The sequence below is a fragment of the Pseudomonas sp. MS15a(2019) genome (assembly GCF_013277805.1).
Classification (GTDB): domain Bacteria; phylum Pseudomonadota; class Gammaproteobacteria; order Pseudomonadales; family Pseudomonadaceae; genus Chryseomonas; species Chryseomonas benzopyrenica.
The window spans coordinates 239,401-255,054 of record NZ_VBTN01000014.1 but is presented as its reverse complement, the minus strand read 5'-3'; the positions used below and the strand labels follow the sequence as shown (position 1 = coordinate 255,054).

The 15,654-nt window shown below is 67.4% G+C and carries 12 protein-coding genes and 1 pseudogene; 11 read left to right on the top strand and 2 right to left on the bottom strand.

Features of this window, described 5'->3' with window-relative positions; all coding sequences use genetic code 11:
• The first annotated feature begins 4 nt into the window (after positions 1-4).
• The 11 genes and pseudogenes from FEZ61_RS21135 to FEZ61_RS24715 form a co-directional block, all read left to right on the top strand.
• Entirely contained in the window at positions 5-931 is a 927-nt protein-coding gene (locus tag FEZ61_RS21135) for a sugar ABC transporter substrate-binding protein (protein ID WP_173150344.1), read from the top strand.
• A 442-nt stretch (positions 932-1,373) separates the two neighbouring features.
• Positions 1,374-2,927 carry a sugar ABC transporter ATP-binding protein gene (locus tag FEZ61_RS21130; RefSeq protein ID WP_173150342.1) on the top strand — a complete coding sequence of 518 codons (1,554 nt, stop codon included), beginning with the start codon at positions 1,374-1,376 and terminating at the stop codon, positions 2,925-2,927.
• Between the two features lie 60 nt (positions 2,928-2,987).
• Positions 2,988-4,013 (top strand): ABC transporter permease, encoded by a 1,026-nt coding sequence (locus tag FEZ61_RS21125; RefSeq protein ID WP_133861581.1) that lies wholly within the window; start codon positions 2,988-2,990, stop codon positions 4,011-4,013.
• A 234-nt stretch (positions 4,014-4,247) separates the two neighbouring features.
• A complete protein-coding gene (locus FEZ61_RS21120; protein ID WP_173150340.1) occupies positions 4,248-5,357 on the top strand; it encodes a Gfo/Idh/MocA family oxidoreductase in 1,110 nt (369 codons plus the stop codon).
• A 49-nt stretch (positions 5,358-5,406) separates the two neighbouring features.
• Positions 5,407-6,675, top strand: a complete 1,269-nt coding sequence (locus FEZ61_RS21115; protein ID WP_068385072.1) for a DUF445 domain-containing protein — start codon at positions 5,407-5,409, stop codon at positions 6,673-6,675.
• Between the two features lie 319 nt (positions 6,676-6,994).
• Positions 6,995-8,050 (top strand): UV DNA damage repair endonuclease UvsE, encoded by a 1,056-nt coding sequence (uvsE, locus tag FEZ61_RS21110; protein WP_017641122.1) that lies wholly within the window; start codon positions 6,995-6,997, stop codon positions 8,048-8,050.
• Between the two features lie 300 nt (positions 8,051-8,350).
• Positions 8,351-9,268, top strand: coding sequence for an aldo/keto reductase (locus FEZ61_RS21105; protein ID WP_173150338.1), 918 nt, complete (start codon positions 8,351-8,353; stop codon positions 9,266-9,268).
• Positions 9,269-10,561: an MFS transporter gene (locus FEZ61_RS21100; RefSeq protein WP_173150336.1), complete on the top strand. Its 1,293-nt coding sequence runs from the start codon at positions 9,269-9,271 to the stop codon at positions 10,559-10,561.
• Positions 10,562-10,659: 98 nt separating this feature from the next.
• A complete protein-coding gene (locus FEZ61_RS21095; protein ID WP_173150334.1) occupies positions 10,660-11,778 on the top strand; it encodes a metallophosphoesterase in 1,119 nt (372 codons plus the stop codon).
• Between the two features lie 218 nt (positions 11,779-11,996).
• Entirely contained in the window at positions 11,997-12,950 is a 954-nt protein-coding gene (locus FEZ61_RS21090; RefSeq protein WP_173150332.1) for a GlxA family transcriptional regulator, read from the top strand.
• Positions 12,951-13,131: 181 nt separating this feature from the next.
• A pseudogene (locus FEZ61_RS24715) lies at positions 13,132-13,824 on the top strand (winged helix-turn-helix domain-containing protein); the annotation flags it as partial.
• Between the two features lie 621 nt (positions 13,825-14,445).
• Here FEZ61_RS24715 and FEZ61_RS21085 read toward each other — a convergent pair.
• Together FEZ61_RS21085 and FEZ61_RS21080 are read right to left on the bottom strand one after the other, a co-directional pair.
• The gene (locus FEZ61_RS21085; RefSeq protein WP_026083850.1) at positions 14,446-14,886 is read right to left on the bottom strand and encodes an AraC family transcriptional regulator; all 441 of its coding nucleotides are present in this window, start codon (positions 14,884-14,886) and stop codon (positions 14,446-14,448) included.
• Between the two features lie 115 nt (positions 14,887-15,001).
• Positions 15,002-15,592, bottom strand: a complete 591-nt coding sequence (locus tag FEZ61_RS21080) for a VTT domain-containing protein (protein WP_017641115.1) — start codon at positions 15,590-15,592, stop codon at positions 15,002-15,004.
• Between the last annotated feature and the right edge of the window lie 62 nt (positions 15,593-15,654).

The following is a 15,654-nucleotide window of genomic DNA, read 5'->3' as shown; positions in this document are numbered from 1 at the left end:
AACCATGCAGAAAAAAACTCGCTTTGCCACCCTGGCGCTGTCGCTGCTGCTGGGCAGCAGCGCGGCCCTGGCGGACCTCAAGGTCGGGGTGACCATGTCGTCGTTCGACGACAACTACCTCACCTATGTGCGCGAATACATGACCAAGAAGGCCAAGACCGACGGCGTGCAGCTGCAGTTCGAGGACGCCCGCAACGACGTGGTCAAGCAGCTCACCCAGGTGCAGAGCTTCATCAGCCAGAAGGTCGATGCGGTCATCGTCAATCCGGTGGACACCGCCGCGACCCGGACCCTGACGGAGGCCGCCACCAAGGCCGGCGTGCCCATCGTCTATATAAACCGCCGACCCGACGATCCCACCCTGCCGGCCGGCGTGGTGGCGGTGACCTCCGACGACAAGGAAGCCGGCCGCCTGCAGGCGCAGTACGTGGCGGACAAGCTCGGCGGCAAGGGCCAGGTGGCCATCCTGCTGGGTGACCTGGCCAACAATTCCACCCACAACCGCACCGCCGGGGTGAAGGAAGTCCTGGCCAAGTACCCGGCCATCAAGATCGTCGAGGAGCAGACCGCGGCCTGGCAGCGTGACAAGTCCATGGACCTGACCAGCAACTGGCTGCTGGCCGGCAAGGAGCTCAGCGCCATCTTCGCCAACAACGACGAGATGGCCATCGGCGCGGCCATGGCCCTGCGCCAGGCCGGCAAGAAGGACGTGCTGGTCACCGGCGTCGACGGCACGCCCGACGGCCTGGCCGCGATCAAGCGCGGCCTGGTGACGGTCTCGGTGTTCCAGGACGCCAAGGGCCAGGCGGAAGGCGCCCTCGATGCGGCGCTGAAGATGATCAACAAGACCCCGGGCGAGCAAAACGTGCTGATTCCCTTCCGCCTGATCACCCCTGAGAACGTCGCCGAATTCCAGGCCATGACCAAATGACCTGAGGCGCCTGCGCCGTCCTGGAAGGAGGGCGGGGCGCGATGCCAGAACGGCTTTCCACACGAAACGGGCAGTCCGGCAACGGACTGCCCGTTTCGTCTATCCGGGGCCTTTCCACCCGGTGTCGACCGGACCGAAGACCGGCGATCGTTATCACTTAAAAATTCCAAAAAGATATTGACTGGAATTTATTTTCCAATAGAGTCGAGGGCAAGCCAAGACGTACAGCGGCACGCTTGCCCCGGCGAGTGCGCCCTTCAACAAGAATAAAAGGTGCCGTCATGCCATCCCGCTTCCTGTCCCTGCATGGGTCTCCGATCTCCTGTCCGCCGGGCACCCGCCCGCCCCTGGCGAACGCCGTCGCGGCCAGCCCGTCGCCCCGCACCCCTCACTGACCAGCGGCCCGCGCCGCCCGGTCGGCGCCCGCGAGGAGATCGTGATCATGCTCAGTCCCGCTATCCCTGCCGCTGCTCCCGCCACTGCGGCCACGGCCGCGCCCGGCGAATACCTGCTGGAAATCGTCGACGTCACCAAGGAGTTTCCCGGCGTCAAGGCGTTGTCCCACGTGCAGCTGCGGGTGCGTCCCGGCACCGTGCTGGCGCTGATGGGCGAGAATGGCGCGGGCAAGTCGACGCTGATGAAGATCATCGCCGGCATCTACCAGCCCGATGCCGGTGAGGTGCGGTTGCGCGGCGTGCCGGTGCGCTTCGAGACGCCGCTGCAGGCGCTGCAGTCGGGGATCGCCATGATCCACCAGGAACTCAACCTGATGCCCTTCATGACCATCGCCGAGAACATCTGGCTGGGTCGCGAACCACTCAATGCCTTGCACCTGGTGGACCACGGCAAGATGCGTCGCCAGACCCAGGCGCTGCTGGATCGACTGCGCATCGCCCTGGACCCGGAAGACAGCGTGGGCAGCCTGTCCATCGCCGGGCGGCAGATGGTGGAGATCGCCAAGGCGGTGTCCTACGACAGCGACGTGCTGATCATGGACGAACCTACCTCGGCCATCACCGAGACCGAGGTGGCGCACCTGTTTTCGATCATCGCCGACCTCAAGGCCCAGGGTAAGGGCATCGTCTACATCACCCACAAGATGGACGAGGTGTTCCAGATCGCCGACGAGGTCGCGGTGTTCCGCGACGGCGAGTACATCGGCCTGCAGCGCGCCGACAGCATGAACGGCGACGGCCTGATCGCCATGATGGTCGGGCGCGAATTGACCCAGCTGTTCCCGGAACGCACGGCGCCGCGTGACGAGGTGCTGCTGTCGGTGCGCGACCTGGGGCTGGACGGGGTGTTCTCCGGCGTCTCCTTCGACCTGCGCGCCGGCGAGGTGCTGGGCATCGCCGGGCTGATGGGCTCGGGCCGCACCAACGTCGCCGAGACCCTGTTCGGCGTGACCCCGGCCACGGCGGGCGAGATCCGCATCGACGGCCGGCCGGTGCGCATGAGCGATCCTCACCTGGCGATCCAGAAAGGCCTGGCGCTGCTTACCGAGGACCGCAAGGACACCGGCATCTTTCCCTGCCTGTCGGTGGGGGAAAACATGGAGGTGGCGGTGCTGAACGGCTTCGCCAGCGGCGGCTTCGTGCAGCAGCAGCGCCTCGATCAGCTCTGCGAGGAAATGCGCCAGCAACTGCGGGTGAAGACCCCCTCGCTGGACCAGTGCATCGCCAATCTCTCCGGCGGCAATCAGCAGAAGGCGCTGATCGCCCGCTGGCTGATGACCCGCCCGCGCATCCTCATCCTCGACGAGCCCACCCGCGGCATCGACGTCGGCGCCAAGGCCGAGATCTACCGGCTGATCGCCAAGCTGGCCGCCGAGGGCCTGGCGGTGATCATGATTTCTTCCGAGCTGCCCGAGGTCCTGGGCATGAGCGACCGGGTGATGGTGATGCACGAAGGCACCGTCACCGGCTTTCTCGATCGCGGCGAAGCCACCCAGGAGCGGGTCATGCACCTGGCCTCGGGCAATCCCGTACTGCACTAGCGCATCTTTCGTACGATGGGCCCGTACCCATCGCTCCCGGCATACAAGAGGTAGAACAAGATGAGTGCCCTCCTGGACAAGAAAACCGCCGAGCTACCCAGCGCGCGCCCGCGGCGCCGCATCCCCACCGAGCTGGGCATCCTGCTGGTGCTGCTGGGCATCGGCCTGGCCTTCGAAGCCTTTGGCTGGGTCTTGCGCGACCAGAGCTTCCTGATGAATTCCCAGCGCCTGGTGCTGATGATCCTGCAGGTCTCGATCATCGGCCTGCTGGCCATCGCCGTGACCCAGGTGATCATCACCACCGGCATCGACCTCTCCTCCGGCTCGGTGCTGGCGCTGTCGGCCATGGTGGCGGCGAGTCTGGCCCAGGGCTCGGACTTCGGCCGCGCGGTGTTTCCCTCGCTGACCGACCTGCCGGTCTGGGTGCCGGTCATGGCCGGCCTTGGGGTAGGGCTACTGGCCGGCGCCATCAACGGCAGCATCATCGCCGTCACCGGCATCCCGCCCTTCATCGCCACCCTCGGCATGATGGTCTCGGCCCGCGGCCTGGCGCGCTACTACACCGAAGGCCAGCCGATCAGCATGCTGTCCGACAACTACACCGCCATTGGCGCCGGCGCCATGCCTGTGATTATCTTCCTGGTGGTGGCGGTGATCTTCCACATCGCCCTGCGTTACACCAAGTACGGCAAGTACACCTATGCCATCGGCGGCAACATGCAGGCCGCGCGCATCTCCGGCATCAACGTCAAGAAGCACCTGATCATCGTCTACAGCATCGCCGGCCTGCTGGCCGGGCTGGCCGGCGTCGTGGCCTCGGCCCGCGCCGCCACCGGCCAGGCGGGCATGGGCATGTCCTACGAACTGGACGCCATCGCCGCGGCGGTGATCGGCGGCACCAGCCTGGCGGGCGGGGTAGGGCGCATCACCGGCACCGTGATCGGCGCCCTGATCCTCGGCACCATGGCCAGCGGCTTCACCTTCCTCGGGGTGGACGCCTACGTCCAGGACATCATCAAGGGCCTGATCATCGTGGTCGCCGTGGTCATCGACCAGTACCGCAACAAGCGCAAGGCCAAGCGCTAGGGCTGGCGCCTTCCCCTCTCCCTGGAAGAGGGCGAGCCAGCACCCGATTGCTTTCCCCTCTCCCGCTGGAAGTGGGCCGGGGTGAGGGGCCGAGCCAGCACCTGACCGTTTTTCCCCCTCTCCCCCTGGGAGAGGGCTGGGGTGAGGGCGCCCCCACTCCAAAGCCATCCCTTTCACCCGGTCGGCTACTGGCTTGGCCGGCCGGGTCTTTCTACACCCCTCACGGAGAACGACATGCGCGACATCGGCATCGGTCTGATCGGCACCGGCTTCATGGGTCATGCCCATGCCCAGGCCTTCCATCACGCGGCGAGCAGCTTCGCGCTCCCGGTCCGCCCGCGGCTGGTGGCCCTGGCCGACGCCGATCCGGAGCGCGCCGCTCGCTGCGCCGACGTCTGGGGCTTCACCCGCAGCTGCGATTGGGAAAGCCTGATCGCCGATCCCCAGGTCGAGCTGGTGGCCATCACCACGCCCAATCTGCTGCACGCGCCCATGGCCCTGGCCGCCCTGGCGGCGGGCAAGGCGGTCTACTGCGAAAAGCCCCTGGCGGTGAGCCTGGAGGAGGCGACGCAAATGCGCGACGCCGCGCGCCAGGCCGGGGTGGTCAACCGGGTCGGCTACAACTACCTGCAGAATCCCATGCTCAGGCAGGCGCGTGAGCTAATCGACAGCGGCGAACTGGGCGAGATCGTCAGCTTCAGCGGCGAATTCAGCGAAGACTTCATGGGCGATCCCCAGGGGCCCTTCACCTGGCGCTGCGAGACCCACCAGGCTGGCGGCGCCCTGGCCGATCTGGGCAGCCATATCCTGTCGCTGGCGCGCTTCCTGCTCGGCCCGGTGGCGGCGCTCTGCGCCGATCTGCACACCGCCCATGGCCAGCGGCCCCACCAGGGCGGCACCCGGACGGTTGAGATCGACGACCAGGCCCATCTGCTGCTGCGTTTCGCCAGTGGCGCCCGCGGCACTCTGACCACCAGCTGGCTCAAGCACGGGCGCAAGAATCGCCTGGCCTTCGAGGTCTGCGGCACCCGCGGCACCCTTGGCTTCGACCAGGAGCGCCTCAACGAACTGCGCCTCTACCAGGTCGGCGACCGTCCGGGCCTGGGCGGCTTCCGTACCCTGCTGGCCGGTCCGCACCTGCCGGACTACGCCGCCTTCTGCCCGGCACCCGGCCACCAGCTCGGCTACAACGAACTCAAGACCCTGGAGGTCCGCTCGCTGCTGGAGGCCCTGGGCGGCAACCCCGGTCACACCGGCGTCGACTTCCAGGAGGCCTGGGAAGTGGAGCGCCTGGCCCAGGCCGCGCGGCAATCGGCCCAGGAGGAGCGCTGGGTCAGGCTCTAGTCTGGGGTAGGATGCCGGGATCATCCCGCGCGAGGATTGTCCCTCTTCCATGACCACACTCTCCGGCGACGGCCTCACCCCGGTCCGGCGCATGAAGCTCATCGCGCTGCTGCTGCTGTTCCTGGCGGCGGCGCTCTACTGCCTGGCCACCGCCCTCGAAGCCCGCCATCCGGCCTGGGGCTACGCCGCCGCCTTCGCCGAGGCGGCCATGGTCGGAGCCATCGCCGACTGGTTCGCGGTGACCGCGCTGTTCCGTCATCCGCTGGGCCTGCCGATTCCCCATACCGCCATCATCCCGCGCAACAAGGCCGGGGTCGGGCGCAAGCTGTCGGACTTCATCTGCCTGCACTTCCTCGCCACGCCCCAGGTGCTGGCCAAGCTGGAAGAACTGGACGCGGCCGGACGCCTGGCCGGCTGGTTGCGCCAGCCGGACAACGCCGCCGCGGTGGCCAGCCAGGCCACTGGTGTCGCCCGCTACTCCCTGGAAGCCCTGCGCGAGGTGCGGGTGCAGGCCTTCATCCGCCGGGTGGCGGTGGAGCGGCTGCAACGCCTGGACGTGGCGGCGCTGTCCGGCGAATTGCTCGACATGCTGACCGCCGACGACCGTCACCAGGCGGTGCTCGACGAGGTGCTGCAGGAGATCGACCGGCTGTTGCAGGACGAGGACACCCAGGCGCTGATCGCCCGCACCATCGGCGGCGAGTTGCGCACCCTCAAGTACCTGGGGCTGGACGAGCGGGTCGGGCGCTGGTCGGCGATCAAGGTGGTGCAGGCGGTGTCGCGCCTGATCGGCGAGATCAGCCACGACCGCGAACACGAGTTACGCCGTCACTTCGATGGCTATCTGGTCGGCTTCATCGAGCGCCTCAAAGAGGACCCGGCCTTTCGCCTGCGCGGCGAGCAACTACGTGATCGACTGCTTGCGCATCCGGCGCTGGCCGGCTATCTGCAGGAGCTGTGGGACGAACTGGTGAACTGGCTGCAGGCCGATCTCGCCGCTCCGGATTCGCGCATCCGCCGCCGCCTGGGCCGGCTGCTGGCCGAGCTGGGCGAGACCCTGAGTCGCGACGAAGCCATGCGGCGCTGGATCAACGAGCAGCTGATGGCGGTGGCACCGCCCTTCATCGACCGCAACCGCCAGCGCATCGGCGACTACATCGCCGCCCGCGTGGCCGCCTGGGATACCGGCGAACTGGTCCAGCAACTGGAGCAGAGCGTCGGCAAGGACCTGCAATTCATCCGCATCAACGGCACTCTGGTGGGCGGCCTGGTGGGACTGGTGCTGCATGCCCTAACGCAGTGGTTCGGGCCGGGGTAGGGCGCAAGAGTGCATCGCGACCAAGGCCGCGATAGACCGTAGGTTGGGTTGAGACAGTTCCATCGTCGAAGCCCAACATTGGCGGCCCCGAGGCGATGTTGGGCTTCGCTGCGCTCAGCCCAACCTACCGCGGCCCGTAGGAGCGGCCGCATCGTCGGACCGCCATGGCCGCAATTGACTCCTCCTCTCCCTCCGGGAGAGGGCCTGGGTGAGGACAAGCCTTGACGCCAAACGCCAAGGCCCCCTCCACCCATCACCCCACCCGCACCCAAGCGGCGCCGCGCGGACTAAAGCCCATAGTCCCTGTCCCGAGCGTCCCATGTATCGAATCGGCTTTGCCTGCATGTACCGTCATCCCGAGCGCAGTCTCTCGCTCAAGGCACTGGAGCAGGTCGAGCGGGCCTTCAACACCCGTACCACCACCCTGCGCTGGCTGGGCAGCGTCGAGCGCGCGGCCGCCGAGGCCAAGTTGCTGGACGTGGTCACTCACAACCTGGATGCCCAGCTGAGATTCGTCGAGCACGTCGCCGACCTGCCGGATAATCTGCGCATGCTGCGCCTGAGCAGCGATCTGCTGCCCTTCTACAGCCACGCCGAATTCGCCTACTTCTATCGTTCCCAGGAGCTCCAGGCGTTGCTGGCCGATCGCTTCGGTCGGCTGGGCGAACTGGCCCGCCGCCGCGATGTGCGGCTGTCGCTGCATCCCGGGCAATTCTGCGTGTTGGGCTCGGACCGCCCCGAGGTCGTGGAAAACAGCCTGAAGGAGTTCGAATACCACGCCGACATGATCCGGCTGATGGGCTACGGCCAGAAATTCCAGGACTTCAAGTGCAACGTGCACATCGCCGGCCGCCTGGGCGTGCCTGGCATCCGCGCGATCTGGCCGCGTCTCTCCACCGAGGCACGCAACTGCATCACCTTCGAGAACGATGAAAAGACCTACGGCGTCGACGACTGCCTGCAGCTGGCCGATCTAGCTCCGGTGGTACTGGACATCCACCACTGCTGGATCCACGAGGAAGCCTACATCGACCCCTGGGAGCCGCGCGTGGAGCGTATCCTCGACAGCTGGCGCGGGGTGCGTCCGGCCATGCACTACTCCCAGCCGCCGGAGGCCTTGATGGAAATGGGCGTCTCGCCCACCGAGCGGATCGACATCAAGTTTTTGCTGCAGCAGATCAGCAAGCGGGTGCTCTATGCCCACAGCGACATGATGTGGAACGACTGGTGCAACCGCTACGCCTGCCAGTTCCTCGACCGTTTCGACATCATGTTCGAAGCCAAGCACAAGAACGTCACGGTGCGGCATTTCTATGACCGCTACCTGGGCGGCGACGGCAGTCTGCCGCCGGCGGATCACGGCATTCTTTCGTAGGTTGGGCTGAGACGGCTCCATCGTCGAAGCCCAACGGGGGTGCTCGACCTTGGCACTGCTGGGCTTTGCTGCGCTCAACCCAACCTACTGTCTCGTCACGTAGGTTGGGTTGGGACGGCTCTATCGTCGAAGGCCAACGGGGGTGTTCGACCTTGGCACTGTTGGGCTTCGCTGCGCTCAACCCAACCTACGAAAACGGCTCTCACTGCAACATGCCGCAATGAGCCTGGCGGGCGACAGGCTGGAAGAGCCGCTTAACTCAAGGGTCATCCTTTCGAAACGATCGTCGCGAGGCCCGCCATGCCGACCCGTCGCCATTTCCTGCAGACCACCACCGCCCTGGCCGCCGCCGTGACCGCCGCACCCTGGCTATGGCAGAGCGTCCAGGCCGCCGAGCCGCTGCTGACCCGCAAGATCCCCCGCAGTGGCGAGGCCCTGCCCGTCATCGGTCTCGGTACCTCGGGCAATCTCGATGTCGATCTAAGCGACGCCGCCCTGGCGCCGCTGCAGGAGGTGCTCAAGGCGCTGCTCGACGGCGGTGGCAGCCTCATCGACACCGCGCCCAGCTATGGCAACTCCGAACGGGTGGCCGGCGAGCTGGTGAAGCGGGCCCAGGCCCGGGAGCGGGTCTTTCTCGCCACCAAGGTATCGGCTACCGGCCGCGAGCGCGGCGCAGCGCAACTGGCCGCCAGCTTCAAGGCCCTGCAGACCGATCGCCTGGACCTGGTCCAGGTGCACAACCTGCAGGACACCGCCAACCAGCTGGCCCTACTGCGCGAACAGCAGCAGGCCGGCAGGGTGCGCTATGTCGGCGTCACCCACTATCGCGAGGCGGCGCTGGACGATCTGCTGGCCACGCTGAAGCAGGAAAAGGTCGACTTCGTGCAGTTCAACTATTCGGTGGGGGAGCGCGAGGCGGAAAAGCGCCTGCTGCCCTATTGCCGCGATCAGGGCATCGCCGTGCTGATCAATCGGCCCTTCCAACGCGGCAATCTGCTCTCCGGCACCCGCAGTAAACCCTTGCCGCCGCTGGCTACCGACCTGGGCGCGACCAGTTGGGCACAGCTGCTGCTCAAGTTCATCCTCGCCGACCCGGCGGTGACCGCGGTGATTCCCGCCACCAGCAATCCGCGCTACATGATCGACAACCTCCAGGCCGGTCGCGGGCGTCTGCCGGATGCGCGCCAGCGTGAGGCCATCGCCGGGCTGTTCGCCTAGATGAAGGACTGGCTCGGTCGCGTCCTTGACGCCCGCGCCGGTGAGTCGCCCGCGGCCCTGGCCGGCTTCGCGCTGTTTCTCTGCCTGTTCGCCGGCTACTTCATGCTGCGGCCGATCCGCGAGGCCATGGGCATCGCCGGTGGCGTGGACAATCTGCAGTGGCTGTTCACCGCCACCTTCCTGGTGATGCTGCTCGCCGTGCCACTGTTCGCCTGGCTCAATTCGCGGGTGGCGCGGATTCGCTTCGTCGACTGGGTCTACGGCTTCTTCGCCCTCAACCTGCTGGCTTTCGCCGCCTGCTTCGCCAGCTTAGGTGATAGCGTCTGGCTGGCGCGTACCTTCTATGTCTGGATCTCGGTCTACAACCTCTTCGTGGTCTCGGTGGCCTGGAGTCTGATGGCCGATGTCTTCGACGGCGCTCAGGCGCGGCGGCTGTTCGCCTTCATCGCCGCTGGGGCCAGTGTGGGTGGGCTGCTCGGCCCGGTATTGGCCGCCGTCCTGGCCCCGCTGATCGGCGAGGCGGGCCTCGCGCTGCTGGCCGCGGCGTTGCTGCTCTTGGCGCTCAGGCTCAAGGCCTATCTGATGGGCTGGCGCGAGACCCGGGGCGCCGGACGCCCGGGGGCGCCACCGACCGAAAGCCCGCGCCGCCCGGTGGCCGGTAATCCCTTCAGCGGTCTGACCCGGGTGCTGGCCTCGCCCTATCTGCTGGCGGTGAGCGCCTTCGTCATCCTGCTGGCCACGGTCAGCACCTTTCTCTACTTCGAGCAGGCGCGGCTGGTGGCCGAGCTGTTTCCCGATCGCGCCCGTCAGGTGCAGGTGTTCGGCCTGCTGGATTTCGTGGTCCAGGCCGGCGCCCTGGTCAGCCAGGTGCTGATCACCGGTCGCCTGGCCCAGCGGCTCGGGGTACGGGTGCTGTTGGCCGGGGTGCCGCTGCTGATGTGTATCGGCTTCCTCGGACTGGCGCTGCTGCCCACCTTCGCCATGCTGGCCGGGCTGATGATCGTCAGGCGGATCGGTGAATACGCCTTCATCCGCCCGGGGCGCGAGATGCTCTTCGCGCCGCTGGACGCCGAGACTCAGTACAAGGCCAAGAACTTCATCGACACCGTGGTCTATCGCGCCGGTGACGCCGCCAGCGGCTGGGCCAAGAGTCTGCTGGATCTGCTCGGCCACGGCGCCTGGCTGCCGGCCCTCGTCGGTGCCGGTTGCGCGGCGCTCTGGGCCTGCCTGGGTTTCTATCTGGGCCGCCGCGCAGATCAGGCAGCCCTGGCGGACGAAGCGGAGCGGCGCTGAATGCCGGCTGAATCGTTGTAGCCGGAAACAACCCGGGGCTCCGAGGGGCGACCGACGGGGTGCTAAGGTAGGCCCTTCTCCTTGCCTCTGGGCCCTCCATGTTCCGCTCCCGCGCCATGATGTATCTGGTTCTCTTCGCCCTGCATCTGTTCATCGGCCTCAGCGTCATCGGCGATCTCGGGCTGTCGCCCGCTGCGCAGCTGCCGTTCTGGATCTTGCTGCTGCTGTCCTTCGTCCTGGTGCCCCTGGGCTTTCGCTCACGGGACATGAACTCGCGCTTGCTGGCCTGGGCCGCGCTGATCGCCATGGGCGTGTTCTCCAGCCTGGCGGTGTTCAGTCTGCTGCGCGGGCTGGTGGTGGCGCTCGCCAGCCTCGTCGGGCAACCGCTGGACGCCGCCTGGCGTACCGGCAGTGCCTGGGCGGTGCTGGGTCTGGTGCTGCTGGTGGCCCTGCGCAGCGTCTACAACGCCCGCCGCACGGCCAGGGTCAAGGACGTGGAACTGGCCCTGCCGACGCTGCCTGCCGGCCTGGACGGGCTGCGTATCGTCCAGCTCAGTGACCTGCACATCGGCCCCACCATCAAGGCCGGCTACCTGCAGCGCATCGTCGACCGGGTCAACGGTCTGGACGCCGATCTGGTGGCCATCACCGGCGACCTGGTGGATGGCAGCGTGGCCGAGTTGCAGCACGAATTCCTGCCGCTGCAAGGACTCAAGGCGCGCCTGGGCACCTATGCCATCACCGGCAACCACGAATACTATTCCGGCGCCGAGGCCTGGGTGCGCGCCTGGCGCGAGCAGGGCCTGACCCTGCTGCTCGACGAGCATGTGGTACTGCAGCACCAGGGCACGCCCTTCGTGCTGGCCGGCATCACCGACTACTCGGCGCCGCTCTATGTGCCCAGCCACCGCAGCGACGCCGCGGCTGCCTTCGCCGGTGCCCCGGAAGGACTATTCCGCCTGCTGCTGGCCCACCAGCCGCGCTCGGCGCCCAAGGCCGAAGCGGCCGGTGCCGATGTGCAGCTCTCCGGCCACACCCACGGCGGCCAGTTCTGGCCCTGGATGCACTTCGTGCGCCTGCAGCAACCCTGGGTGGCCGGCATCCACCGCCTGGGTCGGCTGACCGTCTACATCAGCCGCGGCACCGGCTACTGGGGGCCACCACTGAGATTTGGCGCGCCAAGCGAGATCACCCTGATCAGGTTGCGAAAGGGGTAGCGGCAGGAGAAACGTCAGCAACGGCATTGAGTTCGCCAAGAATCCCGCACCAGAGGCCCTGCGTTCGGCCAAGCCTCAGTGGAAACCATAAAAAGACAGATAGATGGCCTTTTGCCAGTGCTTGTCCCTTCGAGACAGTTCTCTATCCTCGTCCCTACCTTGACCCGGACGCCCCGGCACCCAAGGACAAACTGCAACACGGATAAGGATGTATCGCCATGACGAGGACAGTGGCTTTCTTGCTGGTCCCCGAGGTGCTGATGCTGGATTTCGCCGGGCCGGTGGAGGTGTTTTCCATCGCCAATCGCTATCTGCCCACGGCCGACCACTATCGCATCGTGACCATCGCCGCGGGGCGGCGGCGGACCCTGCGTTGTTCCAATGGCATGACGATACGCACGGAGCTCACCACCCAACAGCCGCCGGGGAGCTATGACCTGCTGCTGGTGCCCGGTGGGCCGGGGGCCTACCTGGAGCCCCATCCGGACGTCGCGGCCTGGCTGCGGCAGGTGCCCGCGCAGTGCACCCGCTACGGCGCGGTCTGCACCGGCACCTTCCTGCTCGGCAGCGCCGGTCTGCTCGATGGCCGACGGGTCACCACCCACTGGAACTATCGCGAGCGACTGGCGCGACGCTTTCCCCGCGCCCAGGTGACCGCCGATGACATCTACCTGAGCGATGGCCCGCTGCTGAGCTCGGCTGGGGTCACTGCCGGCATCGACCTGGCGCTGGCCTTGGTGGCCGAGGATCACGGCAAGCTCATCGCCCGGGAGGTGGCCAAGGTGCTGGTGGTGGTGACCCAGCGGCAGGGCAAGCAGGCGCAGTTCAGCCCGTTGCTCGACGAGCCGGAAGCCACCACCGCGATCAACCGGGTGCAGCATCATGTGCTGGCCAATATCGACCAGGCCTATTCGATCAGCCGGCTCGCCGAGCTGGCGACCATGGGTACCCGCAACTTCGCCCGGGTGTTCAAGCGCGACACCGGCATGACGCCCCTGGAGTTCGTGCTCAGGGCGCGCATCGATCATGCACGCGAATTGCTGGAGACCAGTGAACTGCCGCTGAAGACGGTGGCCTTTCGCAGCGGCTTCGCCAGCGACCGCTGCATGCGCGCCGCCTTCCAGAGCCATCTGGGGCTGACTCCGGCGCAATACCGTTACCAATTCAGCTGAAATCGGCCTCTGATGGCGGTATCACGCCCATCGATGGCAGCTTCTGGCCGTATATCGTCATACGGCTTGCCTGGGTAGCAGCCAGAATGGTCGTACCTATCGGCAAGGAGAGGCGCACACCGTCGAGGGACTGCGGAGCCTGGTGCCCGCAGAACCCGAGGCAAGGTGGCGCGACACGGTCATGCAAGAGCTCAAGTCCCTGGAAGACGCCAGTGCCTTCCGCTTCTGCGGCCTGGTCCTGGATGCACGTCGGCGCCTGCTGCTGGATGGCGAGCGTGTGCTGCCCCTCGGCGGACGGGCCCTGGACATCCTGCGGGTGCTGCTGCAACACCCCGGCGAACTGGTCGGCAAGCAGACCCTGATGGCCCGGGTCTGGCCTGGCGCGGTCGTCGAGGACATCAACCTGCGGGTGCACATCTCGGCCCTGCGCCGGGTACTGCGCCCCTACAGCGATCGGGATCCCATCCTCAGCGCCCGGCATCGCGGCTACGGCTTCGCCCTGGCGGTGGAGCGCCTGAGCGAGGAAGACCTCACGCCGCTGGCCGAGACGCCACTGCCCCTGACGCCCCTGGAGGGGCGCGAGACCAGCCTGGTCGAACTACGCCGCTTGCTCGCGCAACGCCGTCTGGTGTCGGTGGTGGGTACCGGCGGTGTCGGCAAGTCGCTGCTGGTCCAGCATCTGCTGCCTGCGCTGGCGGAAGACGTTGCCGACGGGATACAGAGTCTCGATCTCGCGGCACTGGGCCACATGATGGCGCTGGTGGATCGGCTCGCCAGCGACCTGGGACTCGCCAGTGGCAGTGGTTTGCCGGCGCTGCAGGAAGCCCTGGCCACGCGGCGCCTGCTGCTGGTGCTGGACAATGCCGAGCGGCTGATCGAACCCGCGGCCTGGCTGGTGGAAAACCTGCTGCAAGGCTGTCCGCAGCTCAGGGTGCTGGTCACCAGTCGCGAGGCCTTGCGGGTGGAAGGGGAGGCCGTGTTGCGCCTGGCGCCGCTGCCGGTCGTGAATCCACCCACACGGCGGCTGCGCGAGGCCATGCGCCAGCCGGCCTTTCGGCTGTTCGTCCGGCGTGCCCGGGCGCGCCTGCCGGGGCTGCAGTTGCGGCCAGCCGACGTGCAGCTGGTGGGCGAGATCTGCCGCCGCAGCGAAGGCGTGCCCCTGGCGCTGGAGATCCTGGCCGAGCAGGTGGCGGCACTGGGGCTGGCGGGGGTCTTGGCGCAACTCGATGGCGGCTATTACCTGAGCGTGGCCGGGCGGCGCACGGCGGCGCAACGCCAGCGCAGCCTCCGCGCCATGCTCGACTGGAGTCTGCACAGCCTGAGCGAGTCGGAATTCGCCGTGCTGGCGACCCTGGCCGAGGCCGGGGAGCATTTCAGTCGGCAGGAGGCCCTGCGACTGGCGGCGCAGCGCGGGCTGGAGGAGGCGCTGTTCATCCCCCTCCTGGGACAATTGGTGGACAAGTCGCTGATCCTGGTGGAAGGCAGCGGGGCGACCCTAGGCTACCGCCTGCTGGCCATGTTGCGCCTGCACCTGCGCCAGTTCCGCCAGCAACCGCCGCTCCAGGGCCTGCTGCTGCCAGGCCAGCGGCGGGATCCCCACGGCGCGGGTGAATACCCGGCTCAGATGCGCCTGGTCGAAGAAGCCGCATTCCAGGGCGATCGCCGCCAGGGGTAGCCGGCGCTCGGCGAGCAATTGCCGGGCACGGTCGATGCGCTGCTGGCGCAGCCATTCCAGTGGGGCGAGTCCGGCGCTGAGCTTGAACTGGCGGGTGAAGTGACTGCGCGACAGGCCGCAGACGGAGGCGACCTGGCTGACGCTGATGCCGCGCTCCAGATGCTGCAGCAGGACTTCCTTGGCCAGACGTTCCTGCCAGGCGGCCAAGCCGACCAGTCGGGTATTGGATAGAGCCAGGGTGCTATCGACGGTCATGGACATGGCGCTCTCCCTGTCAAACCAGCCGTGTGGCGCGCTGGCCTGGCTGAGAATGATTCCCTGCAGTTGCCTGACGTGCGAGTTGTCTATCGTTAATTAGCGTTAAGCCGGCAACGGCCTAGGCGCAATACTGTCGCGCCGGGCTTGGCCGACCGTGGCGGCGAGCCAGCAGGTGCCAGCCCAGCAGGGCGAGGCCGAGCAGTCCGGCGAGCAGCAGGGGCGCCGGGCCATAGGCCTGGAGTGCGTCGAGCAGGGCCAGGATGTGCGCCTCGAACAACCGCCCCAGGGCCAGGCCGGAGCCGATCCACAGAGTGGCGCCGCCCAGGTCATAGGCCAGGAAGCGCCGCAGGGGCATGGCGCTGGCGCCCGCGCTCAGGGTGGCCAGGGCCGCGGCGCCGGGGATGAACTTGGCCACCAGCAGCAAGCTGGGCAGGCGGGTGGCGGCCGGGACATGCTGGCCAGGCAGATGGCGCAGCAGCCAGGCGCCATGGCGCCGACCGGCCCAGTACCAGAGCAGATCGGCCACGCCGGTGACCGCCACGCTGGCCAGCAGCGCCAGGAGCAACTCGGCTTCATCGGCCGCGGCGCCCATCACCAGTAAAGACGGATAGGCCGGTACCGGCAGGCCCAGCTGTTCGCCAAAGACGTTCAGCGTCAGCCAGAGGGTGGCGTTACCGGCCACCAGGGAAGTCAGGGCTTGGGTGCTCATGGCGCGTTCTCGGCAAGGGGAGGCCGTGGGAGCGGCCTCCTAGCGCAAACTAAGCCTACGAT

Coding starts and splice junctions, on each gene's coding strand:
- FEZ61_RS21135 (WP_173150344.1), top strand. CDS start 5: ATGCAGAAAAAAACTCGCTTTGCCACCCTGGCGCTGTCGCTGCTGCTG.
- FEZ61_RS21130 (WP_173150342.1), top strand. CDS start 1,374: ATGCTCAGTCCCGCTATCCCTGCCGCTGCTCCCGCCACTGCGGCCACG.
- FEZ61_RS21125 (WP_133861581.1), top strand. CDS start 2,988: ATGAGTGCCCTCCTGGACAAGAAAACCGCCGAGCTACCCAGCGCGCGC.
- FEZ61_RS21120 (WP_173150340.1), top strand. CDS start 4,248: ATGCGCGACATCGGCATCGGTCTGATCGGCACCGGCTTCATGGGTCAT.
- FEZ61_RS21115 (WP_068385072.1), top strand. CDS start 5,407: ATGACCACACTCTCCGGCGACGGCCTCACCCCGGTCCGGCGCATGAAG.
- uvsE (WP_017641122.1), top strand. CDS start 6,995: ATGTATCGAATCGGCTTTGCCTGCATGTACCGTCATCCCGAGCGCAGT.
- FEZ61_RS21105 (WP_173150338.1), top strand. CDS start 8,351: ATGCCGACCCGTCGCCATTTCCTGCAGACCACCACCGCCCTGGCCGCC.
- FEZ61_RS21100 (WP_173150336.1), top strand. CDS start 9,269: ATGAAGGACTGGCTCGGTCGCGTCCTTGACGCCCGCGCCGGTGAGTCG.
- FEZ61_RS21095 (WP_173150334.1), top strand. CDS start 10,660: ATGTTCCGCTCCCGCGCCATGATGTATCTGGTTCTCTTCGCCCTGCAT.
- FEZ61_RS21090 (WP_173150332.1), top strand. CDS start 11,997: ATGACGAGGACAGTGGCTTTCTTGCTGGTCCCCGAGGTGCTGATGCTG.
- FEZ61_RS21085 (WP_026083850.1), bottom strand. CDS start 14,886: ATGTCCATGACCGTCGATAGCACCCTGGCTCTATCCAATACCCGACTG.
- FEZ61_RS21080 (WP_017641115.1), bottom strand. CDS start 15,592: ATGAGCACCCAAGCCCTGACTTCCCTGGTGGCCGGTAACGCCACCCTC.